The sequence below is a fragment of the Corynebacterium jeikeium genome, assembly GCA_003955985.1.
Classification (GTDB): Bacteria; Actinomycetota; Actinomycetes; order Mycobacteriales; family Mycobacteriaceae; genus Corynebacterium; species Corynebacterium jeikeium_D.
In genome coordinates, this window is record CP033784.1 from 1,131,835 (window position 1) to 1,152,519 (window position 20,685).

At 59.1% G+C, this 20,685-nt stretch carries 20 protein-coding genes; 15 read left to right on the plus strand and 5 right to left on the minus strand.

Going from position 1 to position 20,685, the window contains the following annotated elements:
- The first annotated feature begins 60 nt into the window (after nucleotides 1-60).
- The 3 genes from EGX79_04995 to EGX79_05005 all read left to right on the plus strand — a co-directional run bounded on the left by EGX79_04995 (nucleotide 61) and on the right by EGX79_05005 (nucleotide 2,372).
- Complete coding sequence (locus EGX79_04995) at nucleotides 61-786, plus strand: UMP kinase (GenBank protein ID AYX82728.1); 726 nt, start codon at nucleotides 61-63, stop codon at nucleotides 784-786.
- An 83-nt stretch (nucleotides 787-869) separates the two neighbouring features.
- The gene (locus tag EGX79_05000; GenBank protein AYX81595.1) at nucleotides 870-1,427 is read left to right on the plus strand and encodes a ribosome recycling factor; all 558 of its coding nucleotides are present in this window, start codon (nucleotides 870-872) and stop codon (nucleotides 1,425-1,427) included.
- A 39-nt stretch (nucleotides 1,428-1,466) separates the two neighbouring features.
- On the plus strand, nucleotides 1,467-2,372 hold the full coding sequence (locus EGX79_05005) for a phosphatidate cytidylyltransferase (protein AYX81596.1): 906 nt from the start codon (nucleotides 1,467-1,469) through the stop codon (nucleotides 2,370-2,372).
- A 21-nt stretch (nucleotides 2,373-2,393) separates the two neighbouring features.
- Here EGX79_05005 and EGX79_05010 read toward each other — a convergent pair whose 3' ends face one another.
- A complete protein-coding gene (locus EGX79_05010) occupies nucleotides 2,394-2,831 on the minus strand; it encodes a DUF1049 domain-containing protein (protein AYX81597.1) in 438 nt (145 codons plus the stop codon).
- A gap of 108 nt (nucleotides 2,832-2,939) precedes the next feature.
- On the opposite strand from EGX79_05010, the gene rlmN reads away from it, so the two are divergent.
- Nucleotides 2,940-4,037: a dual-specificity RNA methyltransferase RlmN gene (gene rlmN, locus EGX79_05015; GenBank protein ID AYX82729.1), complete on the plus strand. Its 1,098-nt coding sequence runs from the start codon at nucleotides 2,940-2,942 to the stop codon at nucleotides 4,035-4,037.
- 117 nt (nucleotides 4,038-4,154) lie between these two features.
- Here rlmN and EGX79_05020 read toward each other — a convergent pair whose 3' ends face one another.
- Nucleotides 4,155-4,556: a DUF2631 domain-containing protein gene (locus tag EGX79_05020; GenBank protein AYX81598.1), complete on the minus strand. Its 402-nt coding sequence runs from the start codon at nucleotides 4,554-4,556 to the stop codon at nucleotides 4,155-4,157.
- 215 nt (nucleotides 4,557-4,771) lie between these two features.
- Here EGX79_05020 and EGX79_05025 point away from each other — a divergent pair, with 215 nt between their 5' ends.
- The 4 genes from EGX79_05025 to EGX79_05040 all read left to right on the plus strand — a co-directional run bounded on the left by EGX79_05025 (nucleotide 4,772) and on the right by EGX79_05040 (nucleotide 10,358).
- Nucleotides 4,772-6,004, plus strand: a complete 1,233-nt coding sequence (locus tag EGX79_05025) for an RIP metalloprotease (protein ID AYX81599.1) — start codon at nucleotides 4,772-4,774, stop codon at nucleotides 6,002-6,004.
- Between the two features lie 59 nt (nucleotides 6,005-6,063).
- Nucleotides 6,064-7,911, plus strand: a complete 1,848-nt coding sequence (locus EGX79_05030) for a penicillin-binding transpeptidase domain-containing protein (GenBank protein AYX81600.1) — start codon at nucleotides 6,064-6,066, stop codon at nucleotides 7,909-7,911.
- A gap of 68 nt (nucleotides 7,912-7,979) precedes the next feature.
- Nucleotides 7,980-8,891, plus strand: coding sequence for a type I methionyl aminopeptidase (gene map, locus EGX79_05035; protein ID AYX81601.1), 912 nt, complete (start codon nucleotides 7,980-7,982; stop codon nucleotides 8,889-8,891).
- A 3-nt stretch (nucleotides 8,892-8,894) separates the two neighbouring features.
- A complete protein-coding gene (locus EGX79_05040) occupies nucleotides 8,895-10,358 on the plus strand; it encodes a cobyric acid synthase (GenBank protein AYX81602.1) in 1,464 nt (487 codons plus the stop codon).
- Here EGX79_05040 and mtr read toward each other — a convergent pair.
- Both mtr and EGX79_05050 read right to left on the minus strand, forming a co-directional pair.
- Nucleotides 10,355-11,779, minus strand: a complete 1,425-nt coding sequence (gene mtr, locus EGX79_05045) for a mycothione reductase (GenBank protein ID AYX81603.1) — start codon at nucleotides 11,777-11,779, stop codon at nucleotides 10,355-10,357. The genes EGX79_05040 and mtr overlap by 4 nt on opposite strands.
- Before the next feature lie 82 nt (nucleotides 11,780-11,861).
- Nucleotides 11,862-12,902, minus strand: coding sequence for an alpha/beta hydrolase (locus tag EGX79_05050; protein AYX81604.1), 1,041 nt, complete (start codon nucleotides 12,900-12,902; stop codon nucleotides 11,862-11,864).
- 163 nt (nucleotides 12,903-13,065) lie between these two features.
- On the opposite strand from EGX79_05050, the gene mqo reads away from it, so the two are divergent.
- The 7 genes from mqo (at nucleotide 13,066) to EGX79_05085 (ending at nucleotide 19,938) form a co-directional block, all read left to right on the plus strand.
- Complete coding sequence (gene mqo, locus EGX79_05055) at nucleotides 13,066-14,562, plus strand: malate dehydrogenase (quinone) (GenBank protein AYX81605.1); 1,497 nt, start codon at nucleotides 13,066-13,068, stop codon at nucleotides 14,560-14,562.
- 93 nt (nucleotides 14,563-14,655) lie between these two features.
- A complete protein-coding gene (locus EGX79_05060) occupies nucleotides 14,656-15,807 on the plus strand; it encodes a magnesium chelatase (protein AYX81606.1) in 1,152 nt (383 codons plus the stop codon).
- Nucleotide 15,808: 1 nt separating this feature from the next.
- The gene (locus EGX79_05065) at nucleotides 15,809-16,591 is read left to right on the plus strand and encodes a VWA domain-containing protein (GenBank protein ID AYX82731.1); all 783 of its coding nucleotides are present in this window, start codon (nucleotides 15,809-15,811) and stop codon (nucleotides 16,589-16,591) included.
- Nucleotides 16,572-17,192 (plus strand): cob(I)yrinic acid a,c-diamide adenosyltransferase, encoded by a 621-nt coding sequence (gene cobO, locus EGX79_05070; GenBank protein AYX82730.1) that lies wholly within the window; start codon nucleotides 16,572-16,574, stop codon nucleotides 17,190-17,192. The genes EGX79_05065 and cobO overlap by 20 nt, the downstream gene beginning before the upstream one ends.
- Nucleotides 17,186-18,562 carry a cobyrinate a,c-diamide synthase gene (locus EGX79_05075; GenBank protein ID AYX81607.1) on the plus strand — a complete coding sequence of 459 codons (1,377 nt, stop codon included), beginning with the start codon at nucleotides 17,186-17,188 and terminating at the stop codon, nucleotides 18,560-18,562. Before cobO ends, EGX79_05075 begins: the two co-directional genes overlap by 7 nt.
- 10 nt (nucleotides 18,563-18,572) lie before the next feature.
- On the plus strand, nucleotides 18,573-19,664 hold the full coding sequence (gene cobA / locus EGX79_05080) for a uroporphyrinogen-III C-methyltransferase (GenBank protein ID AYX81608.1): 1,092 nt from the start codon (nucleotides 18,573-18,575) through the stop codon (nucleotides 19,662-19,664).
- Entirely contained in the window at nucleotides 19,648-19,938 is a 291-nt protein-coding gene (locus EGX79_05085; protein AYX81609.1) for a hypothetical protein, read from the plus strand. Before cobA ends, EGX79_05085 begins: the two co-directional genes overlap by 17 nt.
- Here the strand turns inward: EGX79_05085 and yaaA are convergent.
- Nucleotides 19,935-20,672 carry a peroxide stress protein YaaA gene (gene yaaA, locus EGX79_05090; protein ID AYX82732.1) on the minus strand — a complete coding sequence of 246 codons (738 nt, stop codon included), beginning with the start codon at nucleotides 20,670-20,672 and terminating at the stop codon, nucleotides 19,935-19,937. The two genes, EGX79_05085 and yaaA, sit on opposite strands and share 4 nt — an antisense overlap.
- Nucleotides 20,673-20,685 lie beyond the last annotated feature (13 nt).

Consider the following 20,685-nt stretch of genomic DNA (forward strand, 5'->3'; position numbering starts at 1 on the left):
TGTCGTGACCGGGTAGACTCGTCTGCGACTTTTTAAACGGTGTGAGAAAGGTGCATGGTCATGGCAGAATCTGTCGAGCGCAATGGCTTCAAGCGTGTGATGCTCAAGCTCGGTGGTGAGATGTTCGGTGGCGGCAAGGTTGGCGTTGACCCGGACGTGGTGCAAAACGTTGCCCGACAGATTGCGGAAGTTTCCCGAAAGGGCGTCGAGGTCTGTGTCGTCATCGGCGGCGGTAACTTCTTCCGTGGCGCACAGCTTCAGCAGCGCGGCATGGACCGCGCACGCTCTGACTACATGGGCATGCTGGGCACGGTCATGAACTGCCTGGCTCTGCAGGACTTCCTCGAGCAGGAGGGCGTGGACTGCCGTGTGCAGACTGCTATCAACATGGCACAGGTCTCAGAGCCGTACCTGCCGCTGCGTGCTAAGCGCCACCTGGAGAAGGGCCGCGTGGTCATCTTCGGTGCAGGTATGGGTATGCCGTACTTCTCCACCGACACCACTGCCGCCCAGCGCGCCCTGGAGATCGGCTGCGAGGTGCTGCTGATGGCAAAGGCCGTTGACGGTGTCTACTCGGCCGACCCACGTGAGGTGCCGGACGCAGAGCTGTTCGATGACATCACCCACCGTGAGGTTCTGGAACGGGACCTGCGCGTTGCTGATGCCACCGCCTTCTCCCTGTGCATGGACAACAACATGCCGATTCTCGTGTTTAATCTGCTTACCGACGGAAACATTGCGCGCGCGGTAGCCGGTGAGCAAATCGGTACTCTCGTCCACAGCTGATAAATTTGTTCGTAATACGTTCTTTCCACAGAGCGCTCTAGAACTATCTAGAACCCGAGTAGAAACCCGAGGTTAAAAACACAATGATTGATGAAGTCCTGCTTGACTGTGAAGAAAAGTACGGTAGCTCCGTAGAGCACTGCCGCGAGGAGCTGACGCACATTCGCACTGGTCGTGCGAACCCGGCGATGTTCAATGGCGTTATTGCGGAGTACTACGGTGTTCCGACTCCGATTACCCAGATGGCTACCATTTCGGTTCCGGAGCCGCGCATGCTGCTGATTAAGCCGTATGAGCTGAGCGTTATGGGCGACATCGAGAACGCGATTCGCAACTCCGACCTGGGCGTGAACCCGACTAATGATGGCCAGGTTCTGCGCGTAACTATCCCGCAGCTGACCGAGGAGCGCCGTCGTGAGATGGTCAAGGTCGCACGTTCGAAGGGTGAAGACGCCAAGATTGCGATTCGCAATGTCCGTCGTAAGGGCATGGAAACTCTGAAGAAGATTCAGAAGGACGGCGACGCTGGCGAGGACGAGGTGCAGGCAGGCGAAAAGGAGCTGGACCAGGTCACCAAGAACTACGTCGAGCAGGTGGACTCCTTGGTTGAGCGCAAGGAAGCGGAACTGATGGAGGTTTAGGCCTTCATATTCAACCGGGAGAGGGGATTTGAGGCGCCAATGCCAACGTCGAAGCCAGCGTCCAATAAGGAACGTGTTCTAGACGAGCTACGGCTTATTAAGCCGCGTAACTCGGCAGGTCGGAACCTGCCGGTTGCAATTACGGTGGGCGTAGCACTTGGTGCAGTCGTCATCATCGGCTTGCTGCTGGGGGCGCTCGCCTGGACCGTTCTGGTCGCCGCGGCGGTTGGCCTTGCAACCTGGGAGGTCTGCGAGCGGCTCCGCGAGTCCGATTGGCAGGTCCCTCGCCCGGTTCTGATTTTCGGCGGACAGCTGATGGTGTGGCTGTCCGCCTACTGGGGGATTGACGGTCTGGTCATGGGCCTGACTGTTACCCTGATGCTTTTACTAGTCACCCGTCTGTTTTTGCACGGGATGGCTGAAGCACCACGGAACTGGCTGCGGGATGTCGCAGTCGGAGTTTTCGTGGTGATGTGGATTCCGTTCTTTGCGGCGCTAGCTGTGCAGCTGGTGCACATGGACAATCCCTGGGAAGTCGATCCCCGTCTGGTCATTGTGACCTTCATGATCGGGGTGATTTCCAATGACGTCGGAGGCTATGCCGCCGGTGTCATGTTCGGAAAGCATCCGATGGCTCCGAAGGTAAGCCCTAAAAAATCCTGGGAAGGGTTCGGCGGCTCTCTCGTACTCGCCACTATTACTGGAGCGCTCTGTGCAATCTTTATGTTGCACGCGCCGTGGTGGCAGGGCATCGTGCTGGGCATTGCCTTGGTTATCTCCGCCACGCTTGGTGACCTGATGGAGTCCCAGTTCAAACGCGATCTGGGGATTAAGGATATGTCCTCGATATTGCCGGGCCACGGCGGTCTGATGGACCGCCTGGATGGCATGCTGCCATCAGCCGCGATGACGTGGCTGATATTGCAGCTTTTCAGCCTGGTTTAATTTGGCTGGTTCAGTCGGGCTTTAGTTGTCGCCCTTACGAATCTGGCGGCGCAGATCAAACATTCGCCAGCCACCGATTAGCGCAGTGATGAGGGCGCCGAGGATAGCAGCGAACAGCATTCCGACACCGACCGGGAAGTTCCAGGCCCAGCCGAACAGGTTTAGTGTGGTCTCCTGCTGATTCTGCAGAATGAATACAAGCAATACGATCAGCAAAACTGCACTGATGACCAGGCCAATCCACATCGAGCCCGCGGTAGTCTTTTTCACCTTGCGCCGGCCAGGAGCGGGCGCTGGCTCCGGTGTGGAGTCCTTCTCTGTCGGCGCGTCAACGACTGGCTCTGGAAGGTTGTCCTGCTCAGGTGCAGGAGCCACAGAATGATTTGGGGAGTACGACGGAGCATCGTCGAAAAGCGGACTGTCGTTATTCGGCTGATTAGCGTTAGTCATACCTATCATTCAACACGTTTTGGCAGGTATGTACCACTTGTAAAGGTCCACTTAGTTGCGGCTGCCTAGTCGCTCATTAGGCCAAAACCGTTATTACATGCGAAAATGGGTGCCATCATGGCATCTTCACTTCCAATCGTTCTTAAAGCTCCACGTCGCGGCATGCCCGCGACCCATTTTGCGGACCTCGATGTTGAGGAACGGAAGGCTGCGGTCAAGGAACTGGGCCTGCCGGCCTTCCGCGCCGATCAGATTGCCCGGCACTATTACGGTCGGCTTGAGGCTGACCCTATGACGATGACTGATCTGCCGGAAGCAGACCGTCAAAAGGTCAAAGACAGTCTCTTCCCACCTCTGTTGACCCCCGTGCGGCACATCACCTGTGACGACGGCGAAACGCGTAAGACTCTGTGGCGTGCAGGTGACGGTACGCTGCTGGAATCCGTGCTGATGAAGTACCCGGGGCGTGCGACCCTCTGTATTTCCTCGCAGGCGGGCTGCGGTATGGCATGCCCATTCTGTGCGACGGGTCAAGGCGGTCTGCAGCGTAATCTCTCCACCGCGGAGATTGTCGACCAGGTTCGTGAGGCCGCTGCCACGATGGCAGCTGAGGGCGGTCGTCTGACTAACATCGTATTCATGGGCATGGGTGAGCCGCTCGCGAACTACAATCGCGTTCTCGCCGCCGTCCATCGCATCACGCGGCCGTCGCCGGAGGGATTCGGCATCTCGATGCGCAATGTCACCGTCTCTACGGTCGGTTTCGCGCCGAACATCCGACGGCTTGCCGACGAGGACCTGTCAGTCACCCTCGCGGTGTCTCTGCACACTCCAGATGACGAGCTTCGCGACGAGCTGGTACCAATCAACAATCGCTTTACAGTGGCCGAGGTACTTGATGCAGCTCGCTACTACGCAGACAAGACAGGCCGTCGCGTATCTATTGAGTACGCTTTGATTCGCGATATTAACGACCAGGATTGGCGTGCAGACCTGTTGGGTAAGAAGCTCCATAATGCTCTGGGCTCACGTGTCCACGTCAACCTCATTCCGCTCAACCCAACTCCGGGTTCGAAGTGGGATGCCTCTCCGAAGAAGCAGCAGGAGGAGTTCGTCCGCCGCGTACAGGCGCAGGGGGTACCGTGCACGGTCCGCGATACCCGTGGCAACGAGATTGCGGCAGCGTGTGGTCAGCTGGCGGCCGAAGAGGTTTAGCCGACAAATAGCAAAAAATCCGCACCGAATTCGGTGCGGATCTTTTTGTGCGCTGTAGCGCTATAGAGCTGTTGCTATAGAGCTGTTAGGCCAGACTTTCAGCAAAAGTGGCTAACTCTACTGGTTCTGGCCTTCCGGCAGGCGGTTCCAGGAGCGCAGCTGAGAGTCGGTCAGGTTAGCGTAGACGCCAGTGCCGTTTACCTGGTCGCGTGCCCACTCCGGCTCAATGTGGCCTTCCGGCTTGTTGTGACCGGTAACGGTGCGAACCTGAGAACCCTGCGGGGCGAACAACTGCAACAGCAGGCCAATAGCAATCAGGGCGGCGATGACGACCAGCCACCAGTTCTCGACGTTGCCCTTGTGGTTACCAATGGTCATGCCCAGCAGGAAGATTACGGAAATCCAGCCGGCCTTCTGCATAGCGCTCTTGCTAATGCCGTGCCAGCCCCACTTCGCCGACGGCTCGTCGAGGGTGCTGACGCCGCGGTAAATTTCTTCCTTTGGCTCGTGGTTGCTCACTTGAAAGTCCTCCTGTTAACACTTTCGGCGAATTGCACTCTATATGCACTTCAGTCTATCTGCGGTTTTGCTGAAAGCGACTGAGCGCATTTTCAGACAATCTTGAGTATCGGGTGTAAGGATACCTTAGAACTTGCTGAAATTGGGACTTAGCCCGGCCGGAAACTGTTCGCCGGTGTGCTCGTTTGCCCAAAGTGGGGGTAGGGTGAGCACTCGTGACATTTCTTCTTGGAGTTTTACTCTTCGCAATCGGCATCGCGGTGACAATCGCCCTTCACGAATGGGGCCATCTCACCGCAGCTCGCCTGTGTGGAATGCGAGTGCGTCGATACTTCATTGGCTTCGGCCCAACGCTGTTTTCCTTCAAGCGGCATCACGCTGCGGCAGGTGGGCATGACACCGAGTATGGAGTAAAGGCAATTCCCTTTGGCGGATTCTGCGACATCGCAGGCATGACGGCAATGGATCCCATCGCTCCTGCCGAAGAACCCTACGCCATGTACAAGAAGCCGTGGTGGCAGCGCATTATCGTGATGCTCGGTGGGGTGGCAATGAACCTCATCGTTGGATTCATCATTCTTTACTTCATTGCCGTGACGTGGGGTTTGCCCAACATGGGTAAGGAAATGGCGCCACGCATTCAGGCGGTGCAGTGCGTCTCGCCGGCACAGCGTGCCGACGGCACGCTGGAGCCCTGCACTGGTTCCGGTCCTGCAGAGCGCGCAGGGCTACGTGCCGGAGATGTGATTGAGAAGATCAATGGCACCAAGATCACGTCCTACCCCGAGGCTGTGTCTCTCATCGGTAGCTCTGCAGGTGGCGACATCAAAATGACCATCGACCGCAATGGCAGCACCCAGACGGTCACGGTCACCCCGGAAGTCGTCAAGCGCAAGACTAACGACGGGCAGGACATCGACCAGCCAGCAATTGGTATCGCCTTCCAGCGACCAGAGACCATCCTTCACGAGTACAACGCAGTGACTGCCATCGGCGGTGCGGCCAGCTTCACAGGCAGCCTTTTCGGGGCGGTTTGGAACGGGCTGCTCTCCATTCCGGAGAAGGTTCCCGGCGTGGTCGCCTCTATCTTTGGTGCTCAGCGTGACCCGGCCAGCCCAATGAGTGTCGTCGGCGCGTCGCGTGCCGGTGGTGAATTGGTGGAGATGAACCAGTGGCCTTCATTCTTTCTGTTGCTGGCTAACCTCAATTATTTCCTGGCCGTGTTCAACCTCGTGCCGTTGCCGCCACTCGACGGTGGCCACATCGCCGTTGTTATTTATGAGCGCATCCGCGACCTGATTCGCAAGGCGTTCGGTAAGCCTGCGCTTGGGCCTGCCGATTACACCAAACTCATGCCAATTACTATGGCCTTTACCGCAGTCTTGCTGGTCTTCGGCGTTCTGGTTATGGCTGCTGACGTGGTCAATCCAATTGTGCTGAACCGCTGATAGCAGGTTGCGGCGCGCCAGCGTCGTCGTAAAGCAAAGCGGTGCTAACGTCAGCCCACATGGAACAAACTTCGCGCCGCAAGCCCCTGCTTCGCAGTATCTCGGCTGTGGCAATCACGGGTCTGGTGTTGTCGTCCGCCGCGTGTACGCCGCGGCCTGACACCGGGCGCGAGGTGCTTGAGGAATTCCTGGGGGCGCTGGCGGGAGGGGATGTCGCTAAGGCGGCGGCGCTGACCGATCATCCGGATTCCGCTGAAGGAGATCTGAAGGCGGCCACTGCCGGCCTCCAGCCGGAGGGGCTTGAGTATGAAATTGCGGGTATCGATTCCAGTTCGAATCAGTCCTCGGCCGAAGTCACCATGAATTGGCAGCTGCCGCATCAGCGACGCTGGGGATATGACACCACTTTCACGCTGACCAAGACCGAGTCGGGGCAGCGTGATTGGGCACTGCGCTGGTCGCCAGCATCCCTGCATCCACAGCTGGGGCGTAATCAGCACCCAGAATTGCGCACTATCGCAGCTCCACGTCCGTCTGTGGTTGGTTCGGACGGTGCGGCCCTGCTCGAGCCAGGGACTGTGCACCGGGTAATTCTCAACCGTGATGGGGCGGAGAATGTGCAGTCGTCGATTAACCGGGCGGCGACGGTCATCAATAATGAAATGCCGGAAGATGGTCCGAAGCTCGACGCCCGAGCAGTGGGGGAGCAGGCAGCTGGTGGGAAGGGTAACTTTTCGCTGATTGTGCTGCCGGCATCCACGCCGCAGCGAGTCAAGGATGAGCTCGCGGACATTGACGGAATTTCTGTTAACGATGAAGCAGCGATGGTGCGACCCGACCCGGGGTTTGCGCCTGATTTGATGAGCCGTGTGGAAAGGCTAGTGGACACTGGTGACCACGGTGCCGATGGCTGGAATATCGTGGCGGCCAACGAGGGCGGAGCAGTCGTCGGCACGCTCTATGAGGTGTCTCCGGATGTAGCCCCGGCGGTGCAGGCATCGATTAGTAAAAAGGTGCAGGACGCAGCGCAGAAGGCAGTCGATACGCGGCAAGATGCGAAGGCTATGCTGGTGGCTGTGCAGCCGTCTACGGGCAAGATTCTGGCGGTAGCCCAGACGGCGGAAGCAGACAAGGACGGTGACCTTGCGCTGATGGGACAGTTCCCGCCGGGATCGACGTACAAGATTGTCACTGCCGCTGCAGGTGTGCAGCACGAGGGGCTAAATGCGGGATCGACTGTGCCGTGCCCAGGTTCGATGGAAATCGGGCCGCGAATTGTCACCAACTACAACGGAAGTGGTGTCGGGGATACCTCGCTGAGCGATGCCTTCGCGCGGTCTTGCAACACCACGTTCGGCAACATCTCCCACAAGTTGGAACCAGGGCAGTTCAAGGAGGAGTCCAAGAACTTCGGCATCGGAATCAACTATCACATCGCGGGCCTCGACACTATTACCGGCAGCGTGTCTGACGGTAGTGATGAAGTCGAGCGTATCGATGCGGGCTATGGACAGGGCAATGACTTGGCCAGCCCGTTTGGCATGGCGCTGGTTTCCGCGACGGTGGCGGCCGGGCGCACTCCGACGCCGTCACTCGTGCCAAGCGCGGGAACGTGGCAGTCCCAGACATCGAAACCGCTTCCACCTGAGGTTTTGAACGAGGTTCGCTCACTCATGCGGGCGGTGGTGACCTCTGGTACTGGTTCGGCCATTGCTGGTCGAGGTGAAGTCTACGCAAAGACCGGTGAGGCCGAGTACGCAGGCGGCTCGCATGCTTGGTTTACTGGCTACCGCGATGATTTGGCCTTTGCCACGCTCATCGTCGGAGGTGGTGGTTCGGAGCATGCCGTGGCGATTACCGATGCCTTCTTCGCCAATATGGATGAAGGGTCGGGGGACGAGGGCTAGAGCATTTCTGGCTTCGAAACCGGCACAGGCCGAAAGGCTAATCCGGGGGTAGGGGTAGAGTATGTTCCATGACTCAGCGTTCTCCACTTACTCAGCAAAAGTCCACGCCAATTCGCACTGTTCCGGCACATATTGAACGGCCGGAGTACGCCTGGAAGGACGAGGTTCAGGAAGGCGTCGGCGAGCCGCTGGTACAGACTCCGGAAGATATTGAAAATATGCGAGAGGTCTCTCGCATTGCTGCCAACGCGTTGGTGGAGGCCGGCAAGGCCGTAGCTCCGGGCGTGACCACGGATGAGATTGACCGGGTGGTGCACGAGTACCTGTTGGATCACGACACCTACCCGTCCACGCTGGGGTACCGCGGTTTCGAGAAGTCGTGCTGTGTGTCTCTTAATGAGATTGTCTGCCACGGTATTCCGGATACTCAGGTTATTGAAGACGGTGATATCGTCAATGTCGATGTCACCGGATACAAGAACGGCGTCCACGGTGACACCAACGCGACTTTCCTCGCGGGCAATGTCTCGGAGCAGCACCGTCAGCTGGTGGAGCGCACTTACAACGCCACCATGCGCGGCATTAAGGTCATTAAGCCAGGCCGTGAGATTAATGTCATCGGCCGCGTAATCGAGTCTTACGCTAAGCGTTTTGGATACAACACCGTTCGTGACTTCACCGGTCACGGTGTCGGTACCACGTTCCACAATGGTTTGATCGTTCTCCACTACGATGAGCCGAGCCAGGACACCATTTTCGAGCCGGGCATGACTTTGACTGTCGAGCCGATGATTAACCTCGGTGAGCTGCCGTACCACATCTGGGATAATGGCTGGACTGTGCAGAATGATGACTTCAAGTTCACCGCCCAGTTCGAGCACACGGTGCTGGTGACCTCCGACGGCTATGAAATCCTCACTCTGCCGGATGAGCAGAACGTGCCAGGTCAGTTCCAAACTGGTTGGAAGCCCGAGGCCTAACCCGTGCAGGCCCCTGCAGCTCTGATTGCCGGCTGCACCTCAGATGCCGGTAAGTCGGTTCTGGTCGCCGGCATGTGTCGGCTGCTCGCGCGCCGCGGCGTGAAGGTCGCACCCTTCAAAGCACAGAACATGTCCAACAATTGCGCTGTCACGCTCGACGGCGGCGAGATTGGGCGCGCGCAGGCTCTGCAGGCGCTCGCCTGTGGTCTGGAGCCGGATGTCTCCTTTAACCCGGTGCTTCTCAAGCCGGGCTCGGACCACACTAGTCAGGTGGTGGTGAAGGGCAAGGCCGATGGGCATGTGAGCGCTCTGACGTACCGGTCGCGGAGAAAAGCGCTGCGCGGAGTAGTTGCGGAGACATTGGAAGAGCTGCGGGGGCAGTTCGATGTCGTCCTGTGCGAAGGCGCTGGCAGTCCTGCCGAGGTCAATCTGCGAGAGTCAGACATCGCCAACATGGGGTTGGCAGAGCTCGCTGATCTGCCGGTTGTGGTCGCCGGTGACATTGACCGCGGTGGGGTGCTTGCACATTTCGTCGGCACGCATGCAATTTTGAGCCCCGAAGACCGCGCGCGGATTACCGGTTTTATCGTCAACAAGTTCCGGGGCGATGTTTCGCTGTTGACACCGGGATTGGACGTGGTGCGCGAGCACACCGGCGTGCCCGTACTCGGCGTGGTGCCTTTTATTCCGGGGCTGTGGATCGATGCGGAGGATTCGCTCGGCACAGTCGCTGGTGCGTCGGTAGGGCCGGCGAACGCACCGCTGGGTACGGAAACGTTGTCCGTGGCCGCCATTCGCTTGCCGCGCGTGTCCAACGCCACCGATATCGAAGCGCTTGCCTGTGAACCAGGGGTACACGTGCAGTGGACGGTCGATCCGTCGGTCGTTGCTCGCGCCGACCTGGTCGTGTTGCCCGGGACGAAGTCGACGGTCGCCGATCTCAAGTGGTTGCGCGAGCGTGGGCTTGACGACGTACTGGAGAACCGAGCCGCCCGAGGGCTGCCGCTGATTGGCATCTGCGGTGGGTTCCAAATGCTCTGCACCACCATCACTGACTCGGTGGAGTCGGTAGCCGGGACAGTGAACGGGCTTGGCGTGTTCGATACCGACATTGAATTCGCGGGGACGAAGACGCTGGTGAGCCACCCGGATGGCTCTTACGAAGTCCACAATGGACAGGTTGTGCGAAGCAGCGAGGCGCCTTTTATCACTGAGCCTGAAGAAGGGGCGCGGCGTGGCATGGTGATGGGCACGCACCGCCACGGCTACCTGGAAAATGATCAGGCGCGCCGTGAGTTGCTGATGGAAGTTGCAGTTGCCGTCGGTCGGGACGGCTTTGAGGTCAGTCCTAATACTTTGTTTGCCGGAGAACGGCTGCTGCAGGTCGACCTGTTGGCCAATGCAGTCGAGAAGTACCTGGCTGGGCCCGCATTGGCCCAGGCCACAGGTATTGAACAGCTGGGCTAGTTATCGAACTCCAGGCCCAGGATTGCGTTTTCAATCAGCTCTGGCAGTGCTGGGTGGATCCAGTGCTGGCCCTTGACAACTTCGCGCACATCCATTTCGAAGCTCATCATCTGGATGCACTGCTGCACTAGGGTGGCAGCCTGCTCGCCGATGAAATGCGCACCCAGCAGGCGGCCGGTGGAGCGGTCCGCAATCAGTTTAGCGAAGCCGTCGCGATCCTCCAGCGCCCAGCCGTAGGCGACATCGCCGTAGTTCTGTACCTTCACGGTAATCTCCGTGCCATTTTCCGCAGCCCAGGCGCGAGCTTCATCCTCGGTCATACCGACCTGACCAATCTGCGGATGTGAGAAGACTGCCGACGGAATGTAGCGGTGGTCAAATTCGCGCAGGTCCGACGGGTTCAGCACGTTGTGGAAGACAACCTTGGCCTCATGGTTGGCAATATGCTTCAGCTGGTACGGGCTAGAGACATCGCCCAGCGCCCACACACCTTCGGCAGAGGTGCGGCCGTTCTGGTCAACCTTGATGCGACCATCGTCGTGCATCTCCACACCACCGGCTGCAAGGTCCATACGGTCACCGTTGGGAATGCGTCCGGTTGCCACGAGCAGGGCATCGGCTGCGATCTCCGTGCCGTCGTCAAGCGTGGCCGTGACGATCTCGCCCTCCTGGGAGAGTTCAGTGATGGAGGTGTTCATGCGGATGTCAATGTCGCGGGCGGCAACCTCGTGGAAGCGCTCGGAGATAGCGGCGTCTGAGCCACGCAGCATGACATCGGAGCGCACCAGCATGTGCACCTTCGTACCGAAGGAGGCGAAGACGTGCGCGAACTCGCTAGCGATGTAGCCGCCGCCGACGACGATCATTTCGCGCGGGAGCTTGTCGACGCGCATGATGTTCTCGTTGGTGTAGTAATCGACCCCGGAGTCTGCGATGAGGCCCGGAACGTGAGGGCGGGAGCCTGCAGCGATGATGATGTTGTCGGCTGTGATGTCGACGGTTTCCTCGCCGATGCCAGTGCGAATAGTGCGGCGGCCGACGAACGTTGCGTGCCGGTCGTAGACATCGATATTGGGAGTCTCGTCCCCGCGGCGGTATGCCTCGCCGCCGTCGGCAATCTGGTCGACGCGCTGGGCAAAAACGCGATCCTGGATTTGCTTGAGATCAACGGAGTCGAAGGTGCCGTGCACACCCAGGCGGCTGGCCTCGCGGATGTTGCGGGCGGCATCAGCGGCCAGAACGAACATCTTGGTGGGAATACACCCAACGTTGAGGCAAGTACCGCCGAAGCGTCCTTCCTCCACCAGAGCGATACGGACATTGTCGTAGGCTGGGGCTGGAATGGAATTGCCGGACCCGGTTCCGATAATGATGACGTCGTAGTGGCGTGGGGTAGTCTCAGGCGAATTCTCAGTGGTCACAAGCACTCCTAGCATTCTGGTCAAACTAGTTTGGTTCAACCGTACTGAATGCTGATTTATTCCGAGTTCCTATTCTGTGCTCCTATTTTGAGCTGTCTCCTGGATTGACTGTGGCAAGGAACTGAAAGGTCTCATTAAAAGCGCGGTCAAGTGCTTCGGGTGCGGAAAGGTAGACATCATGGAGAGCACCCGGAATCGCGACGTTGCGAGCCTGCGGTCCCAAGTGGGCAGTGGCATCGGCAATTTGCTCAGTGTTGAGGACAGAGTCAACGCGGCTGAGCTCCGGGGTGTAGTCGGAGCCGAGAAGGTAGTTGTCCGAGTGGAGGACGAGCGTCGGCACGCCGGTATCGATACCGCGGCTGACACGTTGCTGGCCGACGATGATGGCATTGAGCCAACGCCAGTTCTTGTCATGGCCAGCCAGCGGCTTGAAAGTGCGGTTGTACTCCCAGCGTCCCTGGTGGTCGGCGCTAATGGATTTGCCATAGCCGCCCGCAGACTGCATCGGAATGAGACTGTTAGGGCGAATCCGCGACATAACGCGAGTCACTAGCGAGTACACGGGAGCCTTTGCCCGGGAAACGTGCAGAGTCAGCCACGGTGAGTTCAAGACGGCAGCTGTGACGGAAATATTGGGTGCTTGCGGGCAATGGCCGCCTGTGCTTCGTAACCAATCGAGCCAGAGCACGGCAATGAGACCACCAGTGGAGTGCGCATTAACTGTGACAGTTGTATGACCGGCGTGGTCTAACACTGCGAGTGCCCTGTTGAGATCCTCGAAGTAATTCGTTAAATCGCTGCAGCCATGCCAAGTCTGCCCCGGTTGGTGCGCGCGCCCGCACTTACGCAGGTCAATAGCGTAAAAGGCGTAGCCTTCGGCGTGGTACCGCTCCGCCACGTGCTTCTGGAAGAAATAGTCCGACATCCCGTGAATCCATAGAACCGCCGGACGTTTTTGGAAGTCGCTTGCCGACGAGTCGGGGCAGTAGCGGACCAATACCGCGTGTACGGATCCCTCACCGTCGGGGTCCTGGCCGAGTTCGATGACATGTTGGCTGTAGTCTTCGCCTAGGTTATCGGGGTTAAAGGTGGGGGTAACGAAATCGGGAATATCGGTAGTCACAGGGTCAAGCCTAGCGCCGATTACCGGGGGTAGTGGGAATGTGTGCCACAATAGATTATGGACTGAGACGGTAGCTCTCTTTTGCGTCTTTAGTTGTGTGCGCGCATGTGAGCGAGCGCTAGTTTGAATCACTAATCAAGTTAGTAAGGATGTTGACAGCAAAATGGCTGATAACAAGCTTCCTGCTTCCAGTGGCGACGAGGTAGACGTCGTCCTCATTGGTGCAGGTGTAATGAGTGCGACGCTGGGTGTGCTGCTCAAGGAGCTCGAGCCATCCTGGTCACAGGTTCTGTTCGAGCGTCTCGATCAGCCCGCCAAGGAGTCTTCCTCCCCGTGGAACAACGCTGGTACCGGCCACTCTGCTCTGTGTGAGCTGAACTACACGCCGGAGAAGAACGGCAAGGTCGATGTCACCAAGGCTAAGCTCATTAATGAGCAGTTCCAGGTTTCCCGCCAGCTGTGGACCTCGCTGATTGAAAACGGCACCCTGACTGACCCGAAGGAATTCATCAACCCAGTTGATCACACCACCTTCGCTCAGGGTCCGGAGCAGATGGCGTTCATGCGTCGTCGCTATGAGGCACTTGAGAAGGAACCACTGTTCCACGGTCAGGAGCTCATTGAGGATCCGGACCGTTTCGCTGAGTACCTTCCGCTGATGTCCGAGGGTCGTGACTTCTCCAAGCCGGTCTCCGCTATTCGTAACCCGAATGGTACGGACGTTAACTTCGGTGCACTGACCAAGCAGTACCTGGCCGCACTGTCCGATATGGGTACTGAGATTCGCTACGGACACGAGGTCACCGGTCTGAAGCGCGACGGTTCCAAGTGGATCGTCACCGTGAAGAACCTGCACACCAAGGACGTTCGCACCCTGGTTGCCAACTTCGTATTCGTCGGTGCCGGCGGTGACGCACTGCCGCTGCTGCAGAAGGCTCGTATTAACGAGATTCGCGGTTTCGGTGGCTTCCCGGTCTCCGGTCAGTGGCTGCGCTGCACCAACGAGGAAGTCATTGCTAAGCATGACGCCAAGGTCTACGGTAAGGCTTCCGTCGGCACGCCGCCGATGTCCGTTCCGCACCTGGACACCCGTGTTATCGACGGCAAGCGCGGCCTGCTCTTTGGCCCGTACGCCGGTTGGAACATGAAGTTCCTCAAGAACGGTAACAACCTGGACCTGATTAAGTCCCTGCGTCCGGCCAACCTGCCGTCCATGATGGGTGTTGGTGTCCAGGAAATGGGGCTGACCAAGTACCTGATTACTGAGGTTCTGAAGGACTTCGACGCACGTATTGAGTCCCTGCGTGAGTACGTCCCGAACGCTCGCCCAGAGGACTGGGAGCTGATCGTCGCTGGTCAGCGCGTCCAGGTCATTAAGCCGATGAAGGCTCCGGTCTTCGGTACCCTCGAGTTCGGTACCGCGGTCATCAACTCGTGGGACGGCACCATTGCCGGCCTGATGGGTGCGTCCCCGGGCGCTTCCATCGCTCCGGCCGTGATGATCAGCCTGATTGAGCGCTGCTTCGGTCGCCACATGGGCAAGTGGGCTCCGAAGCTGAAGGAGCTCGTCCCGTCCTACGGTACGCACCTGGCTGATGACCCGGCTCTGTTCAAGGAGGTCTGGGAGGCTTCCCAGAAGGCCCTGAAGCTGGAGCGCTAGTAACTCGCTGAAGAGCTTCAAAGAGTTCAATTAAGCCAACATTGTTCTACCCCGCTGTGAGCCATCCGCTTGCAGTGGGGTAGAACTGTGCTTATGGAAAAAATCACGTCAGCGACCACTGCACAAACAGAGCCCACTTTTCCTTTTACTGCGATCGTCGGGCAGCAGCGACTACAGCTTGCGTTGATTCTGACCGCGCTATCCCCGGAGATTGGTGGTGTCGTCATCCGCGGTGAGAAGGGCACAGCCAAGACCACTACGGTTCGCGCGTTGGCGCCATTTCTCAGCGGATCGTTGGTAAACCTGCCACTCGGCGCTACGGAAGATCGAGTCGTAGGCTCCATCGATGTGGAGACCGTCCTGACTACCGGACACGCACAGTTCAATCCGGGACTACTCAGCGCGGCTGACGGTGGCATTCTCTATGTCGACGAGATTAACCTGCTGCCGGATCATCTCGTTGACTCCGTGCTCGATGCCGCAGCCACCGGTCGCGTGGTTGTTGAACGCGATGGTATCTCGCACTCCGCAACCTCCAGGTTCGTGTTGGTCGGCACGATGAACCCGGAAGAGGGCGAATTGCGTCCCCAGCTTCTCGACCGCTTTGGTCTCGCCATCGACGTCACCGCATCCAAGGATCCGGCTGTCCGCGCGGAAATCGTCGCCCGCCGCCTCGACTTTGACGCCGACCCGGAGAGCTTTGTCACGCGGTTCGCCGCCGACGACGATGCGCTACACGCTCGCATCGATCGCGCACGCGCACTGCTTGACGACGTCGAATTAACTCCCAGCATTCTCGGTCAAATTGCCACTGTGTGCGCTGCTTTTGATGTGGATGGGATGCGTGCCGACATCGTCATTGCACGTACCGCCCGCGCTCACGCTGCCTGGCGAGTAGCCGGGGACGAGTCGGCGCAGCCGGCACCCGACAATCAAATTGAGATCACTGCGGAAGACATTAAGGTAGCTGCGGAAATGGCACTGCCGCACCGTCGTCGCCGTGACCCCTTTGATGAACCAGGACTGGACCAGGAGCAGCTCGACGATGCTCTGCAGGATGCAGAGGAGCAGTTCCGGGATGACCAGAATCAGCCAGAGTCGAGTCCGGAGTCGGATCCAGAGCCCGATGCTGAGCAGGTCTCCCAGTTCGACTCCAACTCCGAACCTCAGGAGCCACAACAGTCGAATTCCTCGGGATCGAAGGGAGGTCGCGCCGCTGAAGGCGCCCCCTTTCGCCGTTCGTAAAATCAGCGTCGACGGTGTCGGCCAAGGGGATTCCGGTCGGCGTTCCAAGGCCATTGGCCCGCGGGGCAGCACCATTGGTGCCGAGCGGGGAGGCCATGGTCTTCACGTGCCGGCGACAGTGCTGGCGGCGGCCAATCGTGGCGTCCGCATGGGCGACTCCATGATTCCCCTGGAACCGGCGGACGTTCACGGCGCTATCCGACAGGGAACGGAGTCCAATCTGGTCGTCTTTGTCGTGGACACCTCGGGTTCCATGGCAGCACGCGACCGTCTGGCAGCCGTCACCGGCGCAGTCACATCGCTGCTGCGTGATGCCTACCAAAGCCGCGATAAAGTCGCTGTCATTACTTTCCGCGGAAATAACGCCGAATTAGTTTTACCGCCGACGAAGTCTATCGACACCGCAGTACGTCGCCTCGCAGATGTCCGCACTGGTGGCCGAACTCCATTGGCCGAAGGACTGCTGAAGGCACACGAAGTGGTAGTTCGGGAAGCCCATAGGGAGCCCACACGGCGCGCAATCATGGTCTTGCTCTCCGACGGCCGAGCAACGGGTAAAAATGGCCTGCAGCAGGCGAGGGCTGTGGCCGCAAAGATCCGTCGTCAAGCGTTGGCGGCGACGGTGGTTATCGACTGTGAGCGCTCTCGCGTGCGGCTGGGGCTGGCACAGGAACTCAGCGTGGAATTGGGTGCGACCTGCATAAATCTCTCCGAACTCAATGCCGAAGCCGTGGCGGGCGTGGTCCATGCCTATCATCGAGACCATGGCACAAGGAAAGCTTGACCCCAAATCAATTCCCAACGATGGACTGACCACCAGGCAGCGTCGCATGATTCCGATTACTGCGGTGCATACGGGCCCAGGTAAGGGCAAGTCCACCGCGGCATTCGGTATGGCGATGCGCGCGTGGAATCAGGGGATGAATATCGGTGTCTTCCAGTTTGTGAAGTCGGCAAAGTGGAAGGTTGGCGAGGAAGCTGTCATGCGCCGATTGGGCGAGCTTCACGACGACACGGGGGAAGGCGGCCCGGTCGAATGGCACAAGATGGGCGAAGGTTGGTCTTGGTCGCGTAAGCAGGGCACTGAGGAGGACCATGCGGCAGCTGCTGCCGAGGGATGGCAGGAGATTAAACGGCGCCTGGAAAATGAGGTGCACGACTTCTACGTCCTCGACGAGTTCACCTACCCAATCAAGTGGGGTTGGATTGATGTCGACGATGTGGTGGAGACATTGAGGAACCGTCCCGGCCGCCAGCATGTGGTGATGACTGGCCGCGATGCGGATCCGAAGCTCGTGGAGGTCGCGGATCTGGTGACGGAGATGACCAAGATTAAGCACCCGATGGATGTCGGACGTAAGGGACAAAAGGGCATCGAGTGGTAGCGCCTGGAATTGTCATCGCGGCGACAGCTTCAGGCACGGGAAAGACGACAATCTCCACGGGCCTGATGCGTGCACTGTCGCGCCGTCACGCGGTGGCACCTTTCAAAGTCGGACCCGACTATATTGATCCTGGCTATCACGGGGTAGCCGCTGGTCGTCCCGGCCGCAATCTGGATTCCTTTATGTGCGCGCCTGAGATGATTGGGCCGCTCTACGCACATGGAGCTGCCGACAGCGATATTGCGGTGGTCGAAGGGGTTATGGGGCTTTTCGACGGCCGCATTGGTGACGACCCGCTATCGGTGGAGGGCTCGACGGCTGAGATTGCCTCACTGTTGGGACTTCCGGTGGTGTTGGTGATTGATGCCCGGCATATGTCGCAGTCGGCTGCGGCTGTTGTCCACGGTTTCTCCACGCTTCGCACTGACGTCCGTGTCAGTGGCGTGATTATTAATCAGGTGGGCAGCCCGCGGCATGCGGACATCATTACCCGTTCTGTGGAGGCCATGGGGGTCGAGGTGCTCGGCGCTATTCCGCGAGTGACTGATATCGAGGTGCCCAGCAGGCATTTGGGGCTGGTCACTGCAGTCGAGCAGGGGGAGCAGCTAGAAGCGGTCATTGAATCGATGGCCAACTTGGTGGAAACCTACATCGACATCGACCGGATTATCCAGCTTGCCCGGCAGCCCTATCCAGCTGAACCATGGGACCCTGCACAGTTCGTTGCACCGCTGGCTACTCAGCGCCGCGTGCGTGTAGCGGTCGCGGCGGGTCCTGCGTTCTCGTTTACCTATGCAGAGCACCGTGAGCTATTGCAGGCCGCTGGAGCCGAGGTCGTGGATTTCGACCCATTGGTTGACGAACTGCCGGAAGCCGAAGGCTACATCGTGCCCGGTGGATTCCCAGAAGAGCATGCCGACGCGCTATCTATTCGTGATGACATTCGCCGCGATCTACGTCAGGCTGCCGACGATGGTGCGCTGATCCACGGCGAATGCGCGGGGCTGCTCTGGCTGCTTGAAGATCTCGGTGGGCGCCGTATGTGTGGCATCATCCCGGGGCGAGCGCACATGGCACGGTTGAAGCTGGGGTACCGGGAGGCTGTGGCGCTGACTGATTCTGTGCTGTGCCCGGTAGGAACGCGCGTGCGCGGTCACGAGTTCCACAAGACAGCCCTAACCGATGACACCGCAAGTGTCGCTGCTGCGGCCGGGTGGCAACCAGCCTGGGGTTGGCGTGGATATCAAGGCGAAACAGTTCGCGACGGCTTCGTTTCCGAGTCTGGGCGGATTCATGCCGGTTACCTGCATGTTCATCCGGCGGGTGCGCCGGGGAACGTCAGTCGCTTTGTCGCTTCGTGCGCCGGGTAAAGTGTTAGCTATGAGTTTGCTTCTCAAAGACTACGGTGTGTTGGTGATTGGCGGTTCCACGGCTGCAGAGCGCGTGATTCCTCGGCTGTTGGACTCTGGCGCTGATGTCACTGTGTGTGAAGGTGGGGAAGTAACAACTGCGATTGAGGCCTGGGCTGCAGACGGCCGTATTACTTTGACCCGCACCGGCTTTACCGAGGCGATGAGCTGGGGCAAGGCTCTCATGGTCTGCTGTGACGAGGCGTTGCTGCGTGAGGTGACTCTAGAGGGACACCGCCGAGGTATTCTCGTCGACGATGAAACCGGGGCTTCCAGCCCGCTTACTCCTGTGGCGCTGACCGGCCGTCGCGCGTCGCGCGCTGGGGACCTCGCTGGTCAGGTCGCACTCGTAGGCGGTGGCCCGGGCGACCCCGGTCTGATTACCGTTGAGGGGCGTCGCTTGCTCCGGCTTGCCGACGTTGTCGTTGCAGACCACCTCGGTCCACTGTCGCTGCTCGGTGACTTGGAGCCGGATGTCGAGATTATTGATGCCGGCAAGCTTCCTTACGGCCGCGCCATGGCTCAGGAGCGCATCAATGAACTGCTAGTTCATCGTGCCCGTGAGGGCTACTTTGTGGTCCGGCTCAAGGGTGGCGATCCGTACATCTTCGGCCGCGGTTTTGAAGAGCTTCAGGAGCTGCAGAAGGCTGGGGTACCGGTTCGCGTTGTGCCGGGTATTACTTCAGCACTGGCGGTACCGGGGACGATTGGCATCCCAGTTACTATGCGTGGCGTCAACCATGAATTCACTGTTGTGTCCGGTCACGTCCCACCGGGGCACAGGAAATCGCTGGTCAATTGGGATGCGCTGGGCCGGATGCACGGCACTATTGCCATCATTATGGGAGTTAAGAACGGGCCAAAGATTGCCGAGGCTCTGATGAAGGCCGGCCGCAGCCCGAAGACTCCGGCTGCGGTCATCCAGGACGGCACGCTGCCGAATCAGAGGTCGCTACGCTGCACACTCGGCGAGCTTGGCGAGAAAATGGTCGAAGAGGCAATCAAGCCGCCCGCGGTTATCGTCATCGGTGAAGTCGCCGGTCTGGATGAGGGCGATGAGTAAGAACAACAAGTTGAGCAACAACAAGTCGAGGAAGCGTGAGCCAGAGCAGCAAAAGGCAGGGCTTGTTACCCGACTGCTTGCCGACGATCAGCTGCGTAGCGCCATCTGGATGGGCGCTGCGACCTTCCTGGTGTTCTACCTCGGAACCATGATCATCTTCCGACTCCTTCTCCTCGGCGGAGAAGGATCGCGATACGACAGCATTTTCATCGCTATTATCGCTCTGATTGCCGCCATTGTGGCAGGCCGAAAGCGCTACAACGACGACATTTAGTTTTCCGGGACGCGGAAGATGAGGGTGTCGTCGTCAAGCGAGACGTCGTATCCTGCGGCGCGTGCGATGTCGACGGCCTCTGTGGGGGAGGTCGGTGTCGTGTCGGAAAGGGCGATGGCGCGGGCAAATAGGCCCTTGTAGTGCTTGTTGAAGTGGCTGACGATTTTGCCCTCGGCGGTGAGCACGGTCATCGTTGTCGCGCTCTTGACTTTGCCCAAATTGGCGTAGGTGCCGGAACGAAGGTCGATGAGGAAGTCGACATCATTGAGAGCCTCGGTGATGGCGGTACCCCAACGGCGCTTCATTGTGGGAGCCGCGTCGGCAGGCTGATCCGCGAAGGGGAGCTTGACCGTACCAGAGAGACGGTAGTGGGGGATGAGGTCGTCCCCGCCAATGACACCGAAGAGCGCTGACCCGATGGCGAGTCGAGCACGGCCGGTTTCCGGCAAATCGCTGGGGGAGAGTGCGTCGTAGAGCACCCCGGTATAACGCTCGAGAGCCGGCATGGTCGGCGACTCTAGGAGCGCGGCATTAGCTGTGACTTCGTCAGCAAGCCGTGGCCCCAGCTTCAGTGTTTCCATCGCGGCTTCCCTGTTCGCACTTAGCGCCACGAGATCGGCTGCAATGCGCTCGCGGATGGGGTTGAGGGAGCCGAAGCTCAGCGAGGAAAAGTCTACTGCGGGATGGCTGCCACCAGTGGCTTTGGTTTCAGAGGGGGGTAGGACTACGAGCATGGGCACAATAGTA